The organism is Pseudoclavibacter sp. JSM 162008 (genome assembly GCF_041366455.1).
Lineage (GTDB): Bacteria > Actinomycetota > Actinomycetes > Actinomycetales > Microbacteriaceae > Pseudoclavibacter.
Genome location: NZ_JBEWYX010000004.1, coordinates 241419 through 256856, shown reverse-complemented (window position 1 = coordinate 256856; position 15438 = coordinate 241419). Strand labels below are relative to the sequence as shown.

12 protein-coding genes are annotated in these 15438 nt (G+C 69.2%); 4 read left to right on the top strand and 8 right to left on the bottom strand.

The genetic code is table 11. The features are described 5' to 3' along the window. Nucleotides 1–230: 230 nt before the first annotated feature. On the bottom strand, nucleotides 231–1226 hold the full coding sequence (locus tag ABVF28_RS05355; protein WP_371029734.1) for a stage II sporulation protein M: 996 nt from the start codon (nucleotides 1224–1226) through the stop codon (nucleotides 231–233). A gap of 16 nt (nucleotides 1227–1242) precedes the next feature. On the opposite strand from ABVF28_RS05355, the gene ABVF28_RS05350 reads away from it, so the two are divergent. After that, entirely contained in the window at nucleotides 1243–2109 is an 867-nt protein-coding gene (locus ABVF28_RS05350; protein WP_371029733.1) for an RDD family protein, read from the top strand. Nucleotides 2110–2197: 88 nt separating this feature from the next. Here ABVF28_RS05350 and ahcY read toward each other — a convergent pair whose 3' ends face one another. From ahcY to ABVF28_RS05335, 3 genes are all read right to left on the bottom strand, one after another. After that, nucleotides 2198–3670 carry an adenosylhomocysteinase gene (ahcY, locus tag ABVF28_RS05345; RefSeq protein WP_104312788.1) on the bottom strand — a complete coding sequence of 491 codons (1473 nt, stop codon included), beginning with the start codon at nucleotides 3668–3670 and terminating at the stop codon, nucleotides 2198–2200. 77 nt (nucleotides 3671–3747) lie between these two features. Continuing rightward, complete coding sequence (locus tag ABVF28_RS05340) at nucleotides 3748–5190, bottom strand: phosphomannomutase/phosphoglucomutase (RefSeq protein ID WP_371029732.1); 1443 nt, start codon at nucleotides 5188–5190, stop codon at nucleotides 3748–3750. Continuing rightward, on the bottom strand, nucleotides 5187–5393 hold the full coding sequence (locus ABVF28_RS05335) for a DUF3499 family protein (protein ID WP_104252264.1): 207 nt from the start codon (nucleotides 5391–5393) through the stop codon (nucleotides 5187–5189). The genes ABVF28_RS05340 and ABVF28_RS05335 overlap by 4 nt, the downstream gene beginning before the upstream one ends. Nucleotides 5394–5428: 35 nt before the next feature. Between ABVF28_RS05335 and ABVF28_RS05330 the strand changes: the two genes are divergently transcribed. After that, a complete protein-coding gene (locus tag ABVF28_RS05330; protein ID WP_179557960.1) occupies nucleotides 5429–5890 on the top strand; it encodes a hypothetical protein in 462 nt (153 codons plus the stop codon). A 24-nt stretch (nucleotides 5891–5914) separates the two neighbouring features. Here the strand turns inward: ABVF28_RS05330 and ABVF28_RS05325 are convergent, their stop codons facing one another. From ABVF28_RS05325 to manA, 4 genes are all read right to left on the bottom strand, one after another. Beyond that, a complete protein-coding gene (locus ABVF28_RS05325) occupies nucleotides 5915–7402 on the bottom strand; it encodes a DUF5719 family protein (RefSeq protein WP_371029731.1) in 1488 nt (495 codons plus the stop codon). Beyond that, a complete protein-coding gene (locus tag ABVF28_RS05320; protein ID WP_371029730.1) occupies nucleotides 7389–10370 on the bottom strand; it encodes a glycosyltransferase in 2982 nt (993 codons plus the stop codon). Before ABVF28_RS05320 ends, ABVF28_RS05325 begins: the two co-directional genes overlap by 14 nt. 232 nt (nucleotides 10371–10602) lie before the next feature. Continuing rightward, entirely contained in the window at nucleotides 10603–10920 is a 318-nt protein-coding gene (locus ABVF28_RS05315; RefSeq protein ID WP_104252260.1) for a WhiB family transcriptional regulator, read from the bottom strand. A gap of 217 nt (nucleotides 10921–11137) precedes the next feature. Next, entirely contained in the window at nucleotides 11138–12469 is a 1332-nt protein-coding gene (manA, locus tag ABVF28_RS05310) for a mannose-6-phosphate isomerase, class I (protein WP_371029729.1), read from the bottom strand. Nucleotides 12470–12698: 229 nt separating this feature from the next. Between manA and ABVF28_RS05305 the strand changes: the two genes are divergently transcribed. Next, nucleotides 12699–13886 (top strand): acyl-CoA dehydrogenase family protein, encoded by a 1188-nt coding sequence (locus ABVF28_RS05305; RefSeq protein ID WP_371029728.1) that lies wholly within the window; start codon nucleotides 12699–12701, stop codon nucleotides 13884–13886. Nucleotides 13887–13964: 78 nt separating this feature from the next. Further along, nucleotides 13965–15437 (top strand): O-antigen ligase family protein, encoded by a 1473-nt coding sequence (locus ABVF28_RS05300; RefSeq protein WP_371029727.1) that lies wholly within the window; start codon nucleotides 13965–13967, stop codon nucleotides 15435–15437. The last annotated feature ends 1 nt before the right edge of the window (nucleotide 15438 follow it).

The following is a 15438-nucleotide window of genomic DNA, read 5'->3' as shown; positions in this document are numbered from 1 at the left end:
TAGATCATGTTGCTCCAACTTGCAAGAACAAGTGGCAGATGCTGATCTTTCTTTCAGAACTGTCCGGCCCGTGCGACCCGCTCTCGCGTTTCGCTCCGTCGGCCTGACGAGTGATTACATTACGCAGAGACCTAGCGACGCACAACTCGGGGCGATCCCGGGCGTGTCGCCCGCATCCCCTGCTCCACCCGCGCTCCGGGCCACTGGCAGGTCAGCCCGCGTCAACGCAGTCAGCCGGCGTAGACGCGCTGAGCTCCGCCATCGAACTTCTCGAGGGCCCCGGTCTCCCCCGCCCGAACTGCGCGGCCGCCGAGCCAGAGCGCGTAGACCAGGTACAGACCGAGCGCCGCGGCGCCGATGCCGATCTTGATCGGCCACGGCCAGTCCTGACGAGTCACGAACCCCTCGACGAGTCCGGAGATGAACAGGAAGATCGTCGTGCCGATTGCCACGACGATGAGCGCGCGGCCGTCGTCAGCGAGCGACTGCATCCGCGTCTTCGCCCCCGGTGCCACCCATGCCCAGAAGATGCGAAGACCTGCCCCAGCAGCGACGAAGACCATCGTGAGCTCGAGCAGGCCGTGGGGCGCGATCCAGAGGAAGAAGACGTCGAGGTGCCCGTGAGCACCGAGGACAGCTGCGCTCTGGCCCAGTCCGAGCGCGTTCTGCACGAGCACCACCGGCACCCAGAGTCCTGTGATGCCGAACGCGATGCACTGCGCCGCGATCCACGCGTTGTTCGTGAAGACGCGCGCAGCGAAGCTGGATTCCGAGAACTCGGAGTAGTAGCCGACGAAGTCCTCCTCGGCGTACTGCTCCAGGGCGGCCTCGGAACCGAGGAAGCCGAGGATCTCCGGGTTCGCCACGATCCACCAGTAGCTGAGCGCGGCGACCGCGATCGTGAAGAGGGCCGCGCCAAGCGTCCACCACCTCACGCGGTAGAGCGCAGCAGGCAGCGCCATCGTGAAGAACGCCCCGAGGAGCACCAGGATGTTTCGCCCGGCTCCGGTGAACCTCCCCCGCGCACGCGACAGCTGCACGGAGAGGAACTCCCCCTCCCGAGTCTCCCCGTAGCTCGTGCGCAGCGCCGACAGCTCCGTCGACGAATCCTGGTAGCGGGTGATGAGCTCGTCGATCTCGGCGCCGGTCAGATTGCGGCGCCGAGCGAGCGCCCCCAGGCGCTGCCAATCCGCCGAACGGGCGGTTATGAGAGCTTCAAGATCCATCTGTTTCAATACTGCCATGGCCACTCAGACGCGACCCAGGGAACGCCTGAGCGTCACCGACGAGCAGCTTGTCGTCGGCGAAGGAGTCCACCTGGACGTGAGACCCGCGGGCTTTGCGCTCCGGGCCGCCTCCTCCGCCCTCGACGCGCTGGTCTACATGGTCGGCTACATTGGGCTCCTCATCCTCACGATGACCATCCTGTCGAGCGACGACTTTCCCGTTGCCATCGACGAAGCGCTGCTCAGCGCCATCGCCATCGCCCTGCTCGTCGCCTGCCTCGTCGTCGCCCCCTGTGTCGTCGAGACGCTCACGCGCGGGCGATCGGTCGGCAAGTTCGCGACCGGCCTGCGGATCGTCCGCGACGACGGTGGCGCGTCCGGGTTCCGTCAGGCATTCATCCGCGCCCTCCTCGGATTCATCGAGCTCTACGGGTCGGCAGGCGGTATCGCCATCATCACCGGTCTCGTCAACTCCCGGGCCAAACGGCTCGGCGACGTCCTCGCCGGCACGACCTGCCAGCGCGAACGGGCCCCGAAGCTCCGCCGCCACCTCGGGCCGATGCCCCCGCAGCTCGTCGGGTGGGCGACGATCGCGGACGCAGGCAGGCTCCCCGACCGCACCTCGCGTCGCATCCTCGACTACCTGGACCAGTCCGCGCAGCTCACTCCGGCACACCGGGACCGGGCGGCAGGCGAGATCGCCCGCGAGACGCTCCCCCACGTGCATCCGATCCCGGATGTCGACGCTGACACCTATCTGCGGGGCCTGGCTGTCCTGCGCCGAGACCGCGAGCTCGCGGCCCTCGCCGCGATCGCCCGGCGAGAGGACGCACTCGCGCCCACCCTCAACGGCATGCCCCACTCCTTCCCCGACCGAGGCTGAACGGCTCGGTCACCGAGCGGCAACGACGAAGCCCGCCAGAACAGCTGGCGGGCTTCGTCGTCTCGGCGATCGGACGTGGCCGAACGGATCAGTATCGGTAGTGGCTGACCTTGTAGGGCCCGCCGACCTCGACGCCGATGTAGTCGGCCTGCTCCGGCGTCAGCTCGGTGAGCTGCACGCCCAGGGCATCGAGGTGAAGGCGCGCGACCTGCTCGTCGAGGTGCTTCGGCAGCACATGGACGCCGATCGGGTAGGCGTCGAGTCGCTGCCAGAGCTCAAGCTGCGCCAGGACCTGGTTCGTGAAGGAGCTGCTCATGACGAACGACGGATGACCCGTCGCGTTGCCGAGGTTGAGCAGGCGCCCCTCCGAGAGGACAAGCACCGAACGCGAGTTCGGAAGGCGCCACTCGTGCACCTGCGGCTTGATCTCGACGCGCGTCGCTCCTTCGAGCCGCTCGAGGCCGGCCATGTCGATCTCGTTGTCGAAGTGGCCGACGTTGCCGACGATGGCCATGTGCTTCATGCCGAGCATGTGCTCGAGCGTCAGCACGCTCTTGTTGCCGGTGCACGTGATCCAGATGTCGACCTGGTCGAGCACGTCCTCGACCTTCGCGACCTGGAAGCCGTCCATCGCGGCCTGCCACGCGCAGATCGGATCGATCTCGCTCACGATCACGCGGGCGCCCTGCCCGCGAAGGGCCTCCGCAGCCCCCTTGCCGACGTCGCCGTACCCGACGACAAACGCCGTCTTGCCGCCGATGAGCACATCCGTCGCACGGTTCAAGCCATCCGGAAGCGAGTGGCGGATGCCGTACGTGTTATCGAACTTCGACTTCGTCACCGAGTCGTTCACGTTGATCGCCGTGAACTGCAGCTCCCCGCGTTCGGCGAGCTCGTAGAGTCGGTGCACACCGGTGGTCGTCTCCTCCGTCACGCCGCGCACCTCCTCGGCGATGCGCGTGAAGTGCCCGGCGTCGTGCGCGAGCGACTCGCGAATGGTGTCCAGGACAACGCGCATCTCGGTGCTGTCCTCATCGCTCGCCTCCCGGACGGACCCGGCGAGCTCGGCCTCGCGGCCGAGGTGCACGAGCATGGTCGCGTCGCCGCCGTCGTCGAGGATGAGGTTGGGGCCGACTGCTCCCTCTGCGCTCCAGTCGAAGATGCGCGAGGTGCACCACCAGTACTCCTCGAGCGTCTCGCCCTTCCACGCGAAGACCGGCACTCCGGTCGGGGCCTCGACCGTGCCCTCCGGCCCGACGGCGACGGCCGCGGCCGCCTCGTCCTGCGTGGAGAAGATGTTGCAGCTCGCCCAGCGGACCTCGGCCCCCAGGTCGGTGAGCGTCTCGATGAGCACCGCTGTCTGGACGGTCATGTGCAGCGATCCCGCGATGCGCGCCCCGGCCAGCGGCTTCTGCCCGGCGTACTGCGCCCGGAGCGCCATGAGCCCGGGCATCTCGATCTCGGCGAGACGGATCTGGTGGCGACCCGCGGCTGCCAGTGCCAGGTCCGCGACGACGAACGGACGTTCGGTGGAGAGCTCGATACCCGACGTTGGTGCCATGAGTGCTGCTTCCTTGCTCCGGGGGTGGTGGTGGATGCTGCCGGCCCCGGCCCCGAGAGGGGCGCGGAGGCCCGTTGCTACTGCGCTCGGATGAGGGACAGCACCTGGTCGCGAAGCGACTGCAGGCGTGCCTCGTCCTTGGCTTCGGCGTTCAGACGGAGGAGCGGCTCCGTGTTGGAGGCGCGCACGTTGAACCACCAGAAGCCGGTCTCGTCCGCACCGCGGACCGTGAGCCCGTCGAATTCCTCGAACTCGGCGATGCTGGCGAAGGCGTCGACGATCCGCGCCAGGGCGGCGGGCACATCCGCGACGGTCGAGTTGATCTCCCCGGACGCGAAGTACGGGTTCTCGAGCCCGCCGATCTCGGAGAGCTGCTTGTCGGATCCGCCGACCGCTGCGAGCACGTGCATGGCGGCAAGCATCCCGTTGTCGGCGCTCCAGAAGTCGCGGAAGTAGTAGTGCGCCGAGTGCTCGCCGCCGAAGACCGCGTCGGTGGCCGCCATCTGCGCCTTGATGAGCGAGTGGCCGACCTTCGTCTGGACCGCCTTCGCGCCCTCCTGCTCGATGGCCTCCGGCACGTGACGGGAGACGATCAGGTTGTGGAGGATCGTGGGCTCGTTCTCGCCGGCTGCGCGCACGCGTGCGATCTCGCGTCGCGCGACGATCGCCGTGACGGCGCTCGGCGAGACGGGCTCGCCGAGCTCGTCGATCAGGAAGCAGCGGTCGGCGTCGCCGTCGAAGGCGAGACCGAGATCCGCGCCGTGCTCGACGACGGCCGCCTGCAGGTCGACGAGGTTCTTGGGGTCGAGCGGGTTCGCCTCGTGATTGGGGAAGGTGCCGTCGAGCTCGAAGTACATGGGGATGATCTCGAGCGGCAGCGCCCCGAGACCGGCCGCGTCGCCCAGCACGGCGGGCACGGTGAGCCCGCCCATCCCATTTCCGGCATCGACGACGACCTTGAGCGGGCGGATGCCCGAGAGGTCGACCAGCTCGCGCAGGTACGCCGCGTAGTCAGCGAGCACGTCGATGCGCTGCTCCGAGCCCGGCTGGTCGACCGCGGGGATGCCGTCGTCGAGGAACGCGGCTGCCCTGTCGCGGATCGCGGAGAGACCGGTGTCGAAGCTGAGCGCCTTGGCGCCCGCGAGCGAGAGCTTGATGCCGTTGTAGGCGGCGGGGTTGTGGCTTGCCGTGAACATGGCGGCGGCCGCGTCGTAGCGGCCGGACGCGAAGTAGTCTTCGTCAGTCGAGCAGAGGCCGATGTGCGTGACGTTCGCACCTCGCGCGACGGCACCGCGGGCGAAGGCGGCGGCGAAGCCAGGCGAGGAGTCGCGCATGTCGTGGCCGACGACGACCGTCTGCCCGGCGAGAGCGAATTCGTCGACGAACCCGGCGCCCAGCGCCGTCACGAGCGCCTCCGTGAGCTCGCTGCCCACGAGCCCCCGAACGTCATAGCTCTTCACGACACCAGAGAGAGAACCCCGCTCGTCAGTCGACGCGGGTGCGATAGCCACAGAAGTCATGAACCCAAAACTACCGGACGCATCATGCTCCAACCCTGCGGTGGCGTCGAGCGTTCTGCGTGGCGTGCGCACAGGTCGTAGCTGTGCGGTTCCGCCGCGAGCGCAAGCGGGCCGATGACGGCGAGCTTGTCCTCGTAGTCGAACGTCAGCGTGTACTCCGCTTTGCGGGAGCACGCGACTCGTGAGCATGGTCGATTGGGCATCGGGGCAAGTGTACGCCGGGCGTAAACTCGCAGTCATGCCACGTCGCCGCCGGGAGAAGAAATCCGAGAACGCCAGGAGGCAGGCGCGCCCTGAGCGCGGCCTCGCCCGCGGAAGGCACGGCAGGGGCATCCGCTCGAGCGTCGCGGGCCCCTACCTTCCGATGCTCACCGGACGCGTGGTCAGGTTCGAGAACCATGTCGCGGATGCGATGAACTACCTGCGCGCGGCGAATCCCGAACGGCTCGCGAACGTGCAGGTCGACATCGCCAACGTGCCCAAGACGCTGCAGCACTCCGATGGCATGGACCGCTGGCATGTCGAGGCTCCGAACCGGATCATCCTCTATCGAGTCGCGATCGATCGGCTCGCGCGGCTGCACTGCGAGGACCCGGTGCACTACCGGATGCTCGTGGAACGGTGCGTGCTGCAGGCGGTCGCCGAGCTGCTCGGCTCGGACCCGTGGGACATCGCGCCGGAGCGCTTCGGCGACGAGTGACCTCGCCGGCCGCAGGCCCGGCGCTCAGCGGTAGACGGTGATGACCTCGGCGAGCGGGTTGCTCGCCGAGATGGGGATGGCAGCGAGCTGGCCGTCGCCCGCGTAGGCGAGCTGGACGGAGATCCGATCGAGTCCCTCGAGCCGGTACTCGCGGCCTGCCTCGACGTCGACGGACGTGGTGCCGTGCGCCGGGATGGAGATCGCAGTCTCAGTGCCGTCGTCTGCGATGAGCGTCGCGGTCTTCTCGACCCCGTCGGCGTCGGCGAGCTGCAGCTTCGGTGACGGGCCGTTCGGCACGGCCACGACCTGGCCGCCGCTCAGCGCGGGAACCGGCTGGTACCAGGCCAGGTCCGAGGAGGTCGCCGTGGCCGTCGTCTGCACCGAGGCGACGACGGGGTGGCTTGCCTCGATCTCGAGGGTGTACTGGCCGATCGGGTATCCGGTGAGCGGGATCTCGGTGGTTCGGCCTCCCTGGATCGTCAGCGAGATCGGCTCGAGCGAGGTGCCTGCTGCATCGCGAACGGCCACCGAGAGCTCGGTCTCCTCGTCGCCGGGCGCGAGGACGCGAAGCGTGGCGCCGCGCTCGAGCACCAGGGTGCCCTCCGCCTCGGACGCCGTGCTCGTCGAGGGCACGCCCACGATCGAGAGGGAGGTGCTCGGCGCGTCCTGCGCTCCGATGATCTCGATGCCGCTCGGCGTCGCCCCCGAGGTGCGCGTCTGGTGCAGTGTGGAGGTCACGCTGCCGGAGACGGCTTCGACCTGCACGACGAGGTCGCCCCGGTCGGGCGCCACGCCCTCGAGGCTCACCACCTCACGGCTGCTGGCGGGCACCGCGATCTCGCGGATCGTCGGGGCCTGCACCGTGCCATCCGCCGTCGTCACCGTCACGCGGACCTCGGCGGCTCGGTCGGCGGGGTTCACGATGACCAGCTGCGTGCTGCTGCCCTCCGCGGTGCTCCCCCCGACGAGCCACTGCTCGGCGGACGGCATGCGGCAGGATGTCGCGGCGAAGCCCGCGGCCGAGGGCTGAGCGAGCTCCAGTGTCTGTGCCGCTCCGAACTCGGTCGGGGCGCCGTCCTCGGTCATCCCCGGAACCGTGAAGCGGACCGGCGCGAGCGCCTGCTGCTCGTCGGCGGCTGGGGTCGACTGCACGATCGGCTCGATGTCGAGCTCGTCGAGGTCTCCGGCGAGACGGATGCTCGTCGTCCCCAGGGTCGCTGGCAGCGTCGGGTCATCCGTCGCCAAGCCGAGCAACGTGAGGGGGCCTGGGCACACGCGCTCCTGCGCGCTCGCGACCGGGCTGACGAGGACAGCATTGGCGGGAGTGGAGAGCACGGCCTCCGGTGCGAGCTGCACCGCCGCGACCACGCCTCCCACGGTCACGAGCGCGGCGCCGACGCTCAGGACCCGCCAGATGGGACGCCGGCCGCTCGCGGCAGGTCTGGAAGCCTCGCGGGCGGCGTCGTCCGCGGCACGCGCCTCGGCGATCACGGTCGATTCATCGGGCGTCATGGTCGCCTCCCCGTGCTCCCGTGCCGAGCACGTCGTCATCGTCGTCCTCGAAGTCATCGACGGTGAGCGACGTGACGTCGCGACGCAGCATCCGCTCGCCATCGTCGAAACCGTCGCCGTCCAGGTCGTACCAGGGGCGACCGGTGGTCTTCTCGCGGCGGCGCATATCGGCGGCACGCGCCGTGAGGCCCCCGGTCGGGAGGGCAGTGAGGAGGGTCAGCGCGAGCAGGACGCCTTGCACGATGAGCATCCACCGCCCGAGCGTCGTCCCGGTGTTCGCAGTGTCGAGGGGGCCAGCGACGCTCGGGTCGGTGGGTTCGAGCGTGGGTCCGACCACCTGCCAGAGCGCGCCGAACTCCGTTGCACCCGCCGGACGCAGGCCCGGGTTCGCGTCGAGCGAGGACACGAGTCGGCCCTCCATCGTCGCCGCGTCGCTTGAGCCCTCCGGCACGAGCAGGTACGAGATGCCGAGCGCGTGCAGCTCCTCTGTCGGGCGGAAGAGGGAATCCGAGGCGAAGTTCACGGCCAGTTCAGCCAGGCGCTGGTCACCGGAGGAGAAACCGACGCTTGTCGTGCGCAGCGTCGATTGCGAGTCGAGGCCGTCACCCGTTCCCCGTTCGAGCCGCACCTCGACCGCGCCACTCGGAAGCGGAACGATGACGAGGGTTCCCACCTCGTCAGAAGCTCGCCCCTGGGCGTCGACGATCGCGGGAAGGGACCGGCCGTCGCCTGCGCCGACCAGTGCGTCGCCGCGCGCCACCGCAGTTGCCGGTAGTGCAGCCAGGAGCACCATGCCCGCGATCGTGACGCCGGCGAGGACGTGCGAAGCGCGCGCTCGGATCGCCCCGAGCGTCGCCGCGGCCGCCACCACAGCGCCGAGCCACATGAGCGACTGCGCACTGCCCGGCCACAGCGAGATACTCTCGACGCCGACGTGCGCGAACCCGAGACGGGTTGCCGCCGCGCTGGTCACGAAGCCGAGGAGGAGGAGCTGGAGACCGAAGAGCGCCGCGCGCCAGTTGCGGCCACCGGGGGCGAGGACCGCGAGAAGGAACAGGGGCGCCACCAGGACGGCGGCGATGATCGGGGCGAAGGGATACGCCTCGAGCTGCCCACCAGCCCAGCTGGGATCGGCGACGAGCGAGGTGGGGAAGCCGAGGAGCAGCTGCCACGCATCCGGCGCCGTGCTCGCGAGCGGGACGCCCGGGTCGGCGAACAGGGCCAGCGGCCGCCCTCGGTTCCATTGCGCGACCGCGAGCGGAGCGAAGAGGACCAGGGTCGGAGCGGCCGTCAGCAGTCGCTGCAGGAACCCACGACCGCCGATCACCAGCCAGACGAGCCAGACGACGGCAAGCGGGACCGCGAGGAGCGGAGCGGATGCGATCGCGACTGCGGCGAGCAGGCCGGTGGCCGCCGCGCGCGACCAGTTCCGCGAAGCGCTCAGGGCGGAGAAGATCAGCCATGGGAGGACGAGGTGCGCGATGACCGCCGCGATGCGCCCCTCGGCCAGCGCCACCAGCAGCGGGGGCGCGAGCATCCAGGCGAACGCACCGAAGGCGCGGAGGCCGGCCCGCTTGGTGAGGCGCGCCACAAGAAGCCAGGCGCCCATCGCGGCCAGCGGGAGGGCGAAGAGCCAGAGCAGCACGATGCTGAGACTCGGGTACCAGAAGGTGAGGGTGCCGAGCACCGCGAGCACATAGGTGAAGGGGTCTGCCACACCGAAGGCCCCGTCGCCCACGTCGCGGACGCCGTACCCCGTCCTCCCCCACAGCGCGCCGATCGAGTCGGCGACGGGAAGGAGTCCGCCACCGGACAGCGTCGTCTGACCGATGAGCGGCAGCGCCAGCCCGAGGCCGAGCAGCGTGGACACGAGCAGCACCCAGAGGCCGCCGGAGCCGACCAGCGAGTACCGCTCGCGCTCCTCGTGCGTGAGCGCACGCAGCTCCTCGCGCTGCAGGCCCAGCGTCTTCTGGTTCTCCTCGGCGCTCACGAGCAACGGCTCGATGACCGTCCACGACTCGGTGCGGGTCTTCGCGAACTGCGCCCTCGAGCGGGCCGCGCCCGTCTTGCCGAACGTCACGCGAGCGGCGGACCTGAGCTCTGCGAGGATACGCCGCGGACGCTTCCGAACGAGGTGCCAGACGCCCTTGAGGATGGCGATCGGGATGAGCAGGAGCCGGAGCACGGCGAACGCGGGCGGCGGGGTCTTCGTGAGACTGCGGTGGACCCTCGCGGTATCGCGCGCCGCCGCGACGGCAGAGGCGCTCATCGAGGGGTTCATCGCGGCCGTGCCCGGAGCCTCCGGGTCGCAGGCGACTCGAGCAGACGGGGTCAGGAGCACACGTCCGCCGGCGAGCCACACGCGCGTGCAGAAGTCGAGCGCATCGTCCACTGCCGGGAGACCGGGGTCGAAACCGTCGAGAGCCAACCACGGTTCACGGCGCACCAGCATCCCACCGGCCGCGACACCGAGCACGTCGGAATCCTGATCGAACTGGCCCTGATCGAGCTCGTCCTCGCGAAGGCGCAGGCTCTCACCGTTCTGCAGCATGGACTGGCCGAACTCCACGAGCGTCGCGGCGTCGTCGCTGCGCACCAGCTTCGGGCCGGTCACCTCGAGCGACGGATTCCGCTCAGCCGTCGCGAGGAGCTGCTCGAGCGCATCGTGCTCCGGGGCGTTGTCGGCGGCGAGCAGCCAGAGCCAATCCCCCTCCGAGTGGAGCCCCTGCTCCTCGAGCACGGCAACGGCTTCGGCGACGGCACCGCCGAAGGTCGTGTCGGTCTCCAACGTCAGCAGGATGTCCGGCTCGGACGCGCGCATGATGTCCAGTGTCGAATCCGTCGAGGCCAGATTCACCATCACGACGCGTTCGGGGAGGCGCGAGGAGCCCTCGAGCGCGGCGATGGTGCGCTCGAGCGCGCGCGACGCATCTCGCGCGACAAGGATTGCGGTGACTCCGGGACGCATTGAACGAATGGTATTCGGGTCCCCCGGCCGATCTCGCATTGGGGGCGGCAAGCCGCGACACGCGTCGACGTCACACTGGCTCGTCTCCCGCTCATGCATCCGACTCTCCCGCTCATGGATGCACGAAGGGCCCCGCCCGACCGGAGTCGAGACGGGGCCCTGCCTGCTCGCGCGCTCTCACCCGAGACTGACTGGCCAAGACGATGCGGCCCGGGCCTGACGCCCGCGCCGCTCAGGCTTGCTTGCGGAGCTTGCGCCGCTCCCGTTCGCTCAGCCCACCCCAGATGCCGAAGCGCTCATCGTTGGAAAGCGCGTACTCGAGGCAGTCGCTCCGGACCTCGCAGGAATCGCAGATGCGCTTCGCGTCGCGCGTCGAGCCGCCCTTCTCCGGGAAGAAGGCTTCGGGGTCGACCTGCGCGCACAGCGCGTCTGCCTGCCAGGCGAGCGGGTTGTCGTCTCCGACATTCCTGCGGACTCCTGGGACGCCGAGGACGACCGGGTCGACATACCAGTCTTCGGGAACCGAGGGGTTCCTCCCTGGAATTGCCATATCACGTTCTCCCCACGTTGCTTGCGGGCACCTGCCCGCGCGTCGGAATCATTACATCGTTGTAATTCACCCCGCGTCAAGTCGGAAGCCCTCAACACTAAGCCCGGTCTTGAGACTTTTCGGAGAAGCCGCGCGGGATTCGCGACGGCGTGTCGCCGAGGATCCCCTGAGGGACCAGGAAACGACGCGCCGGAATGCCCGCGCCGGAAATTCCCAGCTAGTCGGCGTGTCGCATCGGCACCGTGTCGCGCCTGTCGAGCCCCGGACCCGCCGCGAAGAGGTCGACCGAGCCGATCACTCGCACCGGCAGCTCGTCCGGGGTCACGAAGACAGACTCGCCCGCCGAGATGGAGGCAGTCGTCTTGGCTCCCTCGAGACGGGCCTCCCCCTCGAGGCAGAGCAGCATCGTGGGCCCGTCGAGGTGGATGGTCTTGACCGTGTCGACAGGACTCGGAACAACCCGCACGAGGCGGAAGTCGGGAATCTCGGGCCGATACTCCTCGACACCGTCCTGGATGCGCGTCGCCGCGATGTACGGCGGGGGCACCGGCGCGAAGTCCAGCCGCGCGAGCAGCTCGGGAATGTCGATGTGCTTGGGCGTGAGCCCGCCACGCAGCACGTTGTCGGACGCCGCCATGATCTCGATGCCGAGCCCGCGGACGTAGGCGTGCATGTTCCCGGCCGGCAGGAAGATCGCCTCACCACGACGGATGGTGATGTGGTTGAGCAGGAGCGCGAGCGCGATTCCGGGGTCACCCGCGTACACGCGCGCGAGCGTCGCGATGATGCCGCGCTCACGAGCGAAGCGCTCGGCCTGGTCACCGGCCTCGTCGCCCGCGAGCGCGACCCGGGACACGGCGGCGACGAGTTCATCAACCGCCTCGCCACCCTCGAGGAGCCACGTGACGAGTCCCCGGAGATCCTCGCCGGTGGCGAGCGAGCGGACCCGAGCGCTGAAGTCTGCAAGCGCCGCGCGCCCAGCTCCCGGCTGCTCTTGATCTGCATCCGCCCGCTGGGCGAAGTCGCCGACCACGGCAGCGACCTCGCCGAAATCGCGGAAGCCGGCGAGGGCATCCATCGTCTCGCTCAGCGCGAGGAGCATCTCGGGTTTGTGCAGCGGGTCCTTGTAGTTGCGCTCCGGCGCGCTGAGGGGGATGCCGGACGAGTTCTCTCGATCGAACCCGCGACGGGCATCCGCCAGCGTCGGGTGCACCTGCAGCGACAATGGGGCCGCCGCCGAGAGGACCTTCAGGAGGTACGGGAGCCCAGGCCCATCGCCCTCTCGCAAGCCCATGGCGTACCGCCCGAGCGTGGCCACCGGCTCCTGCGCGATCCAGGCGTCGAGCGTCGTCGCCCCACCCGCCAGTTCGGGGTCGACGATTCGACTCGGCGCCCCAGGATGCGCCCCGAGCCAGAGCTCGGCTTGCGGCACCCCGTCCCAGTCCGCGTCGTCGAGGGTGCAGGCACCGGTCGTGCCGAGGAGCTGCGAGATCGATCCCGGGGCACCCCAGGCGTAGTCGCGGGGCGCATTCTTCAGTGGCAGAAACATCACGCGAAGGCTACCGAATCTCTGTCCGCCTGTGGGAGAGGTGCGACGAACTGCATGGCAGATACAAGGGTGCGCACCCAGCTCGCGTTCGACTTCATGGTTTCCACCAACCCGGTGGCGCACCCGGCTCACCTCTTCGTAAGCTCGCGGAGCGCTCGATTCGTCGCCGGAGGCAACGCCGCCACGGCCTCGCAGCGCCCCACCCCGCTCGACCAGGAACAGGACGGTCATGGACGACAACGAGTTTCAGCTGCTGCCAGGCGACTTCACCGGGCTCGAAGCCGAGCTCTCTCCAGAGGAGAAGGGCCTGATCTCGAACCTCCGCGACTACCTCGAGCGCGACGTGCGCCCCGTGATCGACGCGCACTGGGAGGCCGCGACCTTCCCGCGCGAGATCGTCCAGGGCCTCGCCGCGGCCGGCGTCGTCGGCCTCGCCTTCGAGGAGACCAGACGATTCGAGAACTCTGCGGTCTTCCGCGGGTGGACTGCCCTCGAGCTCGCTCGCGTCGATGCGAGCGTCGCGACCTACGTCGGCGTGCAGAACGGCCTGGCCCTTGGCGCCATCGGCCTCTGCGGTTCCGTCGCCCAGCGTGAACGCTGGCTCCCCGCGCTGGCGTCCGGTGAGATCGTCGGCGCCTTCGGACTCACCGAGCCAAGTTCCGGCAGCGACTCCGCCAGGGGGCTCACGACGACCGCCGAGCTCGTCGGCGACGAGTGGGTGCTCAACGGCGCGAAGCGCTGGATCGGGAACGCGACCTTCGCGGACATCGTCGTGATCTGGGCCAAGGATGTGGCGGACGGGCAGGTGAAGGGCTTCGTGGTCGACACCTCCCTTCCCGGCTTCACCGCGACGAAGATCGAGCGGAAGGTCTCGCTCCGCATCGTGCAGAACGCCGACATCACCCTCGACGGCGTGCGCGTGCCCGCCGACGCGAAGCTCGAGCATGCCAACTCGTTCAAGGACACGGCCCGTGTGCTGCGCAAGACCAGGGCCGAGGTCGCATGGCTCGCGACGGGCATCGCCGTCGGCGCCTACGAGACCGCGCTCGCCTACGCGAAGGACCGGCTCCAGTTCGGCGCCCCCATCGCGGCACGACAGCTCATCCAGGAGCGCCTCGTCGACGCGCTCGGACTCATCACCGCGAGCATCACGCTGTGCGTTCGGGTGTCGCAGCTCGACGATGACGACGCCCAGCGCGACGAGCACTCGGCGCTCGCGAAGGCCGTGGCCACGGGAAACATGCGACAGGTCGTCGCCCTCGCGCGGGAGGTGTGCGGAGGCAACGGCATCGTCGCCGACTACGGTGTCGGCCGGTTCTTCGCGGATGCGGAGGCCATCTACTCGTACGAGGGAACCAGGGAGATGAACACCCTCATCGTCGGCAGGTCGATCACGGGCCACGCGGCGTTCGTGTGAGCGGCGCCGGCCGTCGCGCGGCCCTGGCTTCCAGCGGACCAGCACCGATCAGGTCCGCGAGTGAGCGAGAATAGGCCGGTGAGTTCCACCCGAATCCCCGCAGACTCCATCGCGACCGAACGCGCCCCATGGCGTCGATTCGTGTCCCGGGTACCGGGGAGCCCCGGGCTCACCACCTTCGCGACGTTCACGTTCTTCACGGCCTTCGCCGGCGACTTCTGGCGCAACCTGCTCACCTGGTACGGCTTCGGCGTCGTCGTCGCGATCATCATCGGCATCTCGATCTGGCTCCTCGCCAGCAAGAAGCCCCTCCCGAAGATCATGCATCTCCCGTCGGCGCTCGTCGCCTTCGTCGTCTGGTGCGCCTTCTCCATCATCTGGTCCGCCTACCGACCCGAGTCGCTCCTCGGCTTCGGCATCCAGCTCGTGACGGTGATCGTCGCCCTCGCCCTCGCCGTCTCGCTCACGAAGCCGCAGTTCCTGCGCGCCTTCAGCGCGGCCATGCGCTGGATCCTCGGCCTCTCGCTCGCGTTCGAGGTCCTCGTCGCCATCTTCTTCCCCGGCGGCGTGCTGCCCCTCGCCCTCCTCATCCCCGGTCAGCTCGAGCGCGTCTCCGGCATCCCCGGAGCCACCGCCGAGACCGTGCCAGCCGCGTTCCTGTGGAGCCAGGGGCACATCTTCGCGGGCAGCGCCATCCAGGGCATCCTCGGCAACCGCAACCTGCTCGCCATGGCCGCGCTCCTGTGCGTCATCGCCGTCGCCGTGCAGTGGTACGCCAAGCAGATGAAGCGGTGGCCGGCGATCACCTGGATCGCGCTCGGCCTGGTCGCGATCCTCCTCTGCAAGTCGGCGACCGTCTTCGTGGGGTGCGCCGTCGTGCTCCTGGCCGTGGCCCTCGTCTTCATCGCACGCCCGCTCAGCAACGCGCAACGGTGGGGCATGTACGGCGCGGTCTTCGCCATCATGCTCGTCGTCGGCTGGATCGTGCTCCAGTTCAACACGCAGCTCTTCGGCCTCATCAACCGCTCGAGTGACATGTCTGGCCGCGGCGACATCTGGGCCGAGGTCGGTCGGCTCGGCAGCGAGCACTGGCTCACCGGCATGGGGTGGATCAGCTACTGGGCCCCGTGGGTGGAGCCGTTCAAGGGACTCCTCGTCGTCGACGGGGTGCACTTCCTGCAGGCCCACAACGCCTACCTCGACGTGTGGATGCAGACGGGCCTCATCGGTGCGTTCTTCTTCGTCGGCATCGTGCTCTCGACCCTCATCCGCACCTGGTGGCTGGCCGTCGACCGCCCGCAGACCGACGCCAGCGGACCCCGCGACTTCCCGCCGACGGCCATGCTCGCGTTCCTGCTCATGGTCGCCCTCGCGGTGCAGTCGCTGACCGAGTCGCGCCTCCTCGTCGAGGGGAACTGGCTGCTGCTCTGCTACCTGGCGATCTACTCGAAGCTGCGCATCCAAGACCTCCCCGCGCTGCCGAGGCGCACCATCTCGACCAAGACGGGGCCCCTGCCGATCGTCGAGCGCAACAAGCTCGAAGGCGTCTGAC

Excerpts from the sequence above, each read along its gene's own strand:
- ABVF28_RS05315 (WP_104252260.1), bottom strand. The coding sequence starts at position 10,920 with ATGGCAATTCCAGGGAGGAACCCCTCGGTTCCCGAAGACTGGTATGTC.
- ABVF28_RS05335 (WP_104252264.1), bottom strand. The coding sequence starts at position 5,393 with ATGCCCAATCGACCATGCTCACGAGTCGCGTGCTCCCGCAAAGCGGAG.
- ABVF28_RS05325 (WP_371029731.1), bottom strand. The coding sequence starts at position 7,402 with ATGACGCCCGATGAATCGACCGTGATCGCCGAGGCGCGTGCCGCGGAC.
- ABVF28_RS05330 (WP_179557960.1), top strand. The coding sequence starts at position 5,429 with ATGCCACGTCGCCGCCGGGAGAAGAAATCCGAGAACGCCAGGAGGCAG.
- ABVF28_RS05305 (WP_371029728.1), top strand. The coding sequence starts at position 12,699 with ATGGACGACAACGAGTTTCAGCTGCTGCCAGGCGACTTCACCGGGCTC.
- ABVF28_RS05355 (WP_371029734.1), bottom strand. The coding sequence starts at position 1,226 with ATGGATCTTGAAGCTCTCATAACCGCCCGTTCGGCGGATTGGCAGCGC.
- manA (WP_371029729.1), bottom strand. The coding sequence starts at position 12,469 with ATGTTTCTGCCACTGAAGAATGCGCCCCGCGACTACGCCTGGGGTGCC.
- ABVF28_RS05320 (WP_371029730.1), bottom strand. The coding sequence starts at position 10,370 with ATGCGTCCCGGAGTCACCGCAATCCTTGTCGCGCGAGATGCGTCGCGC.
- ahcY (WP_104312788.1), bottom strand. The coding sequence starts at position 3,670 with ATGGCACCAACGTCGGGTATCGAGCTCTCCACCGAACGTCCGTTCGTC.
- ABVF28_RS05340 (WP_371029732.1), bottom strand. The coding sequence starts at position 5,190 with ATGACTTCTGTGGCTATCGCACCCGCGTCGACTGACGAGCGGGGTTCT.
- ABVF28_RS05350 (WP_371029733.1), top strand. The coding sequence starts at position 1,243 with ATGGCCACTCAGACGCGACCCAGGGAACGCCTGAGCGTCACCGACGAG.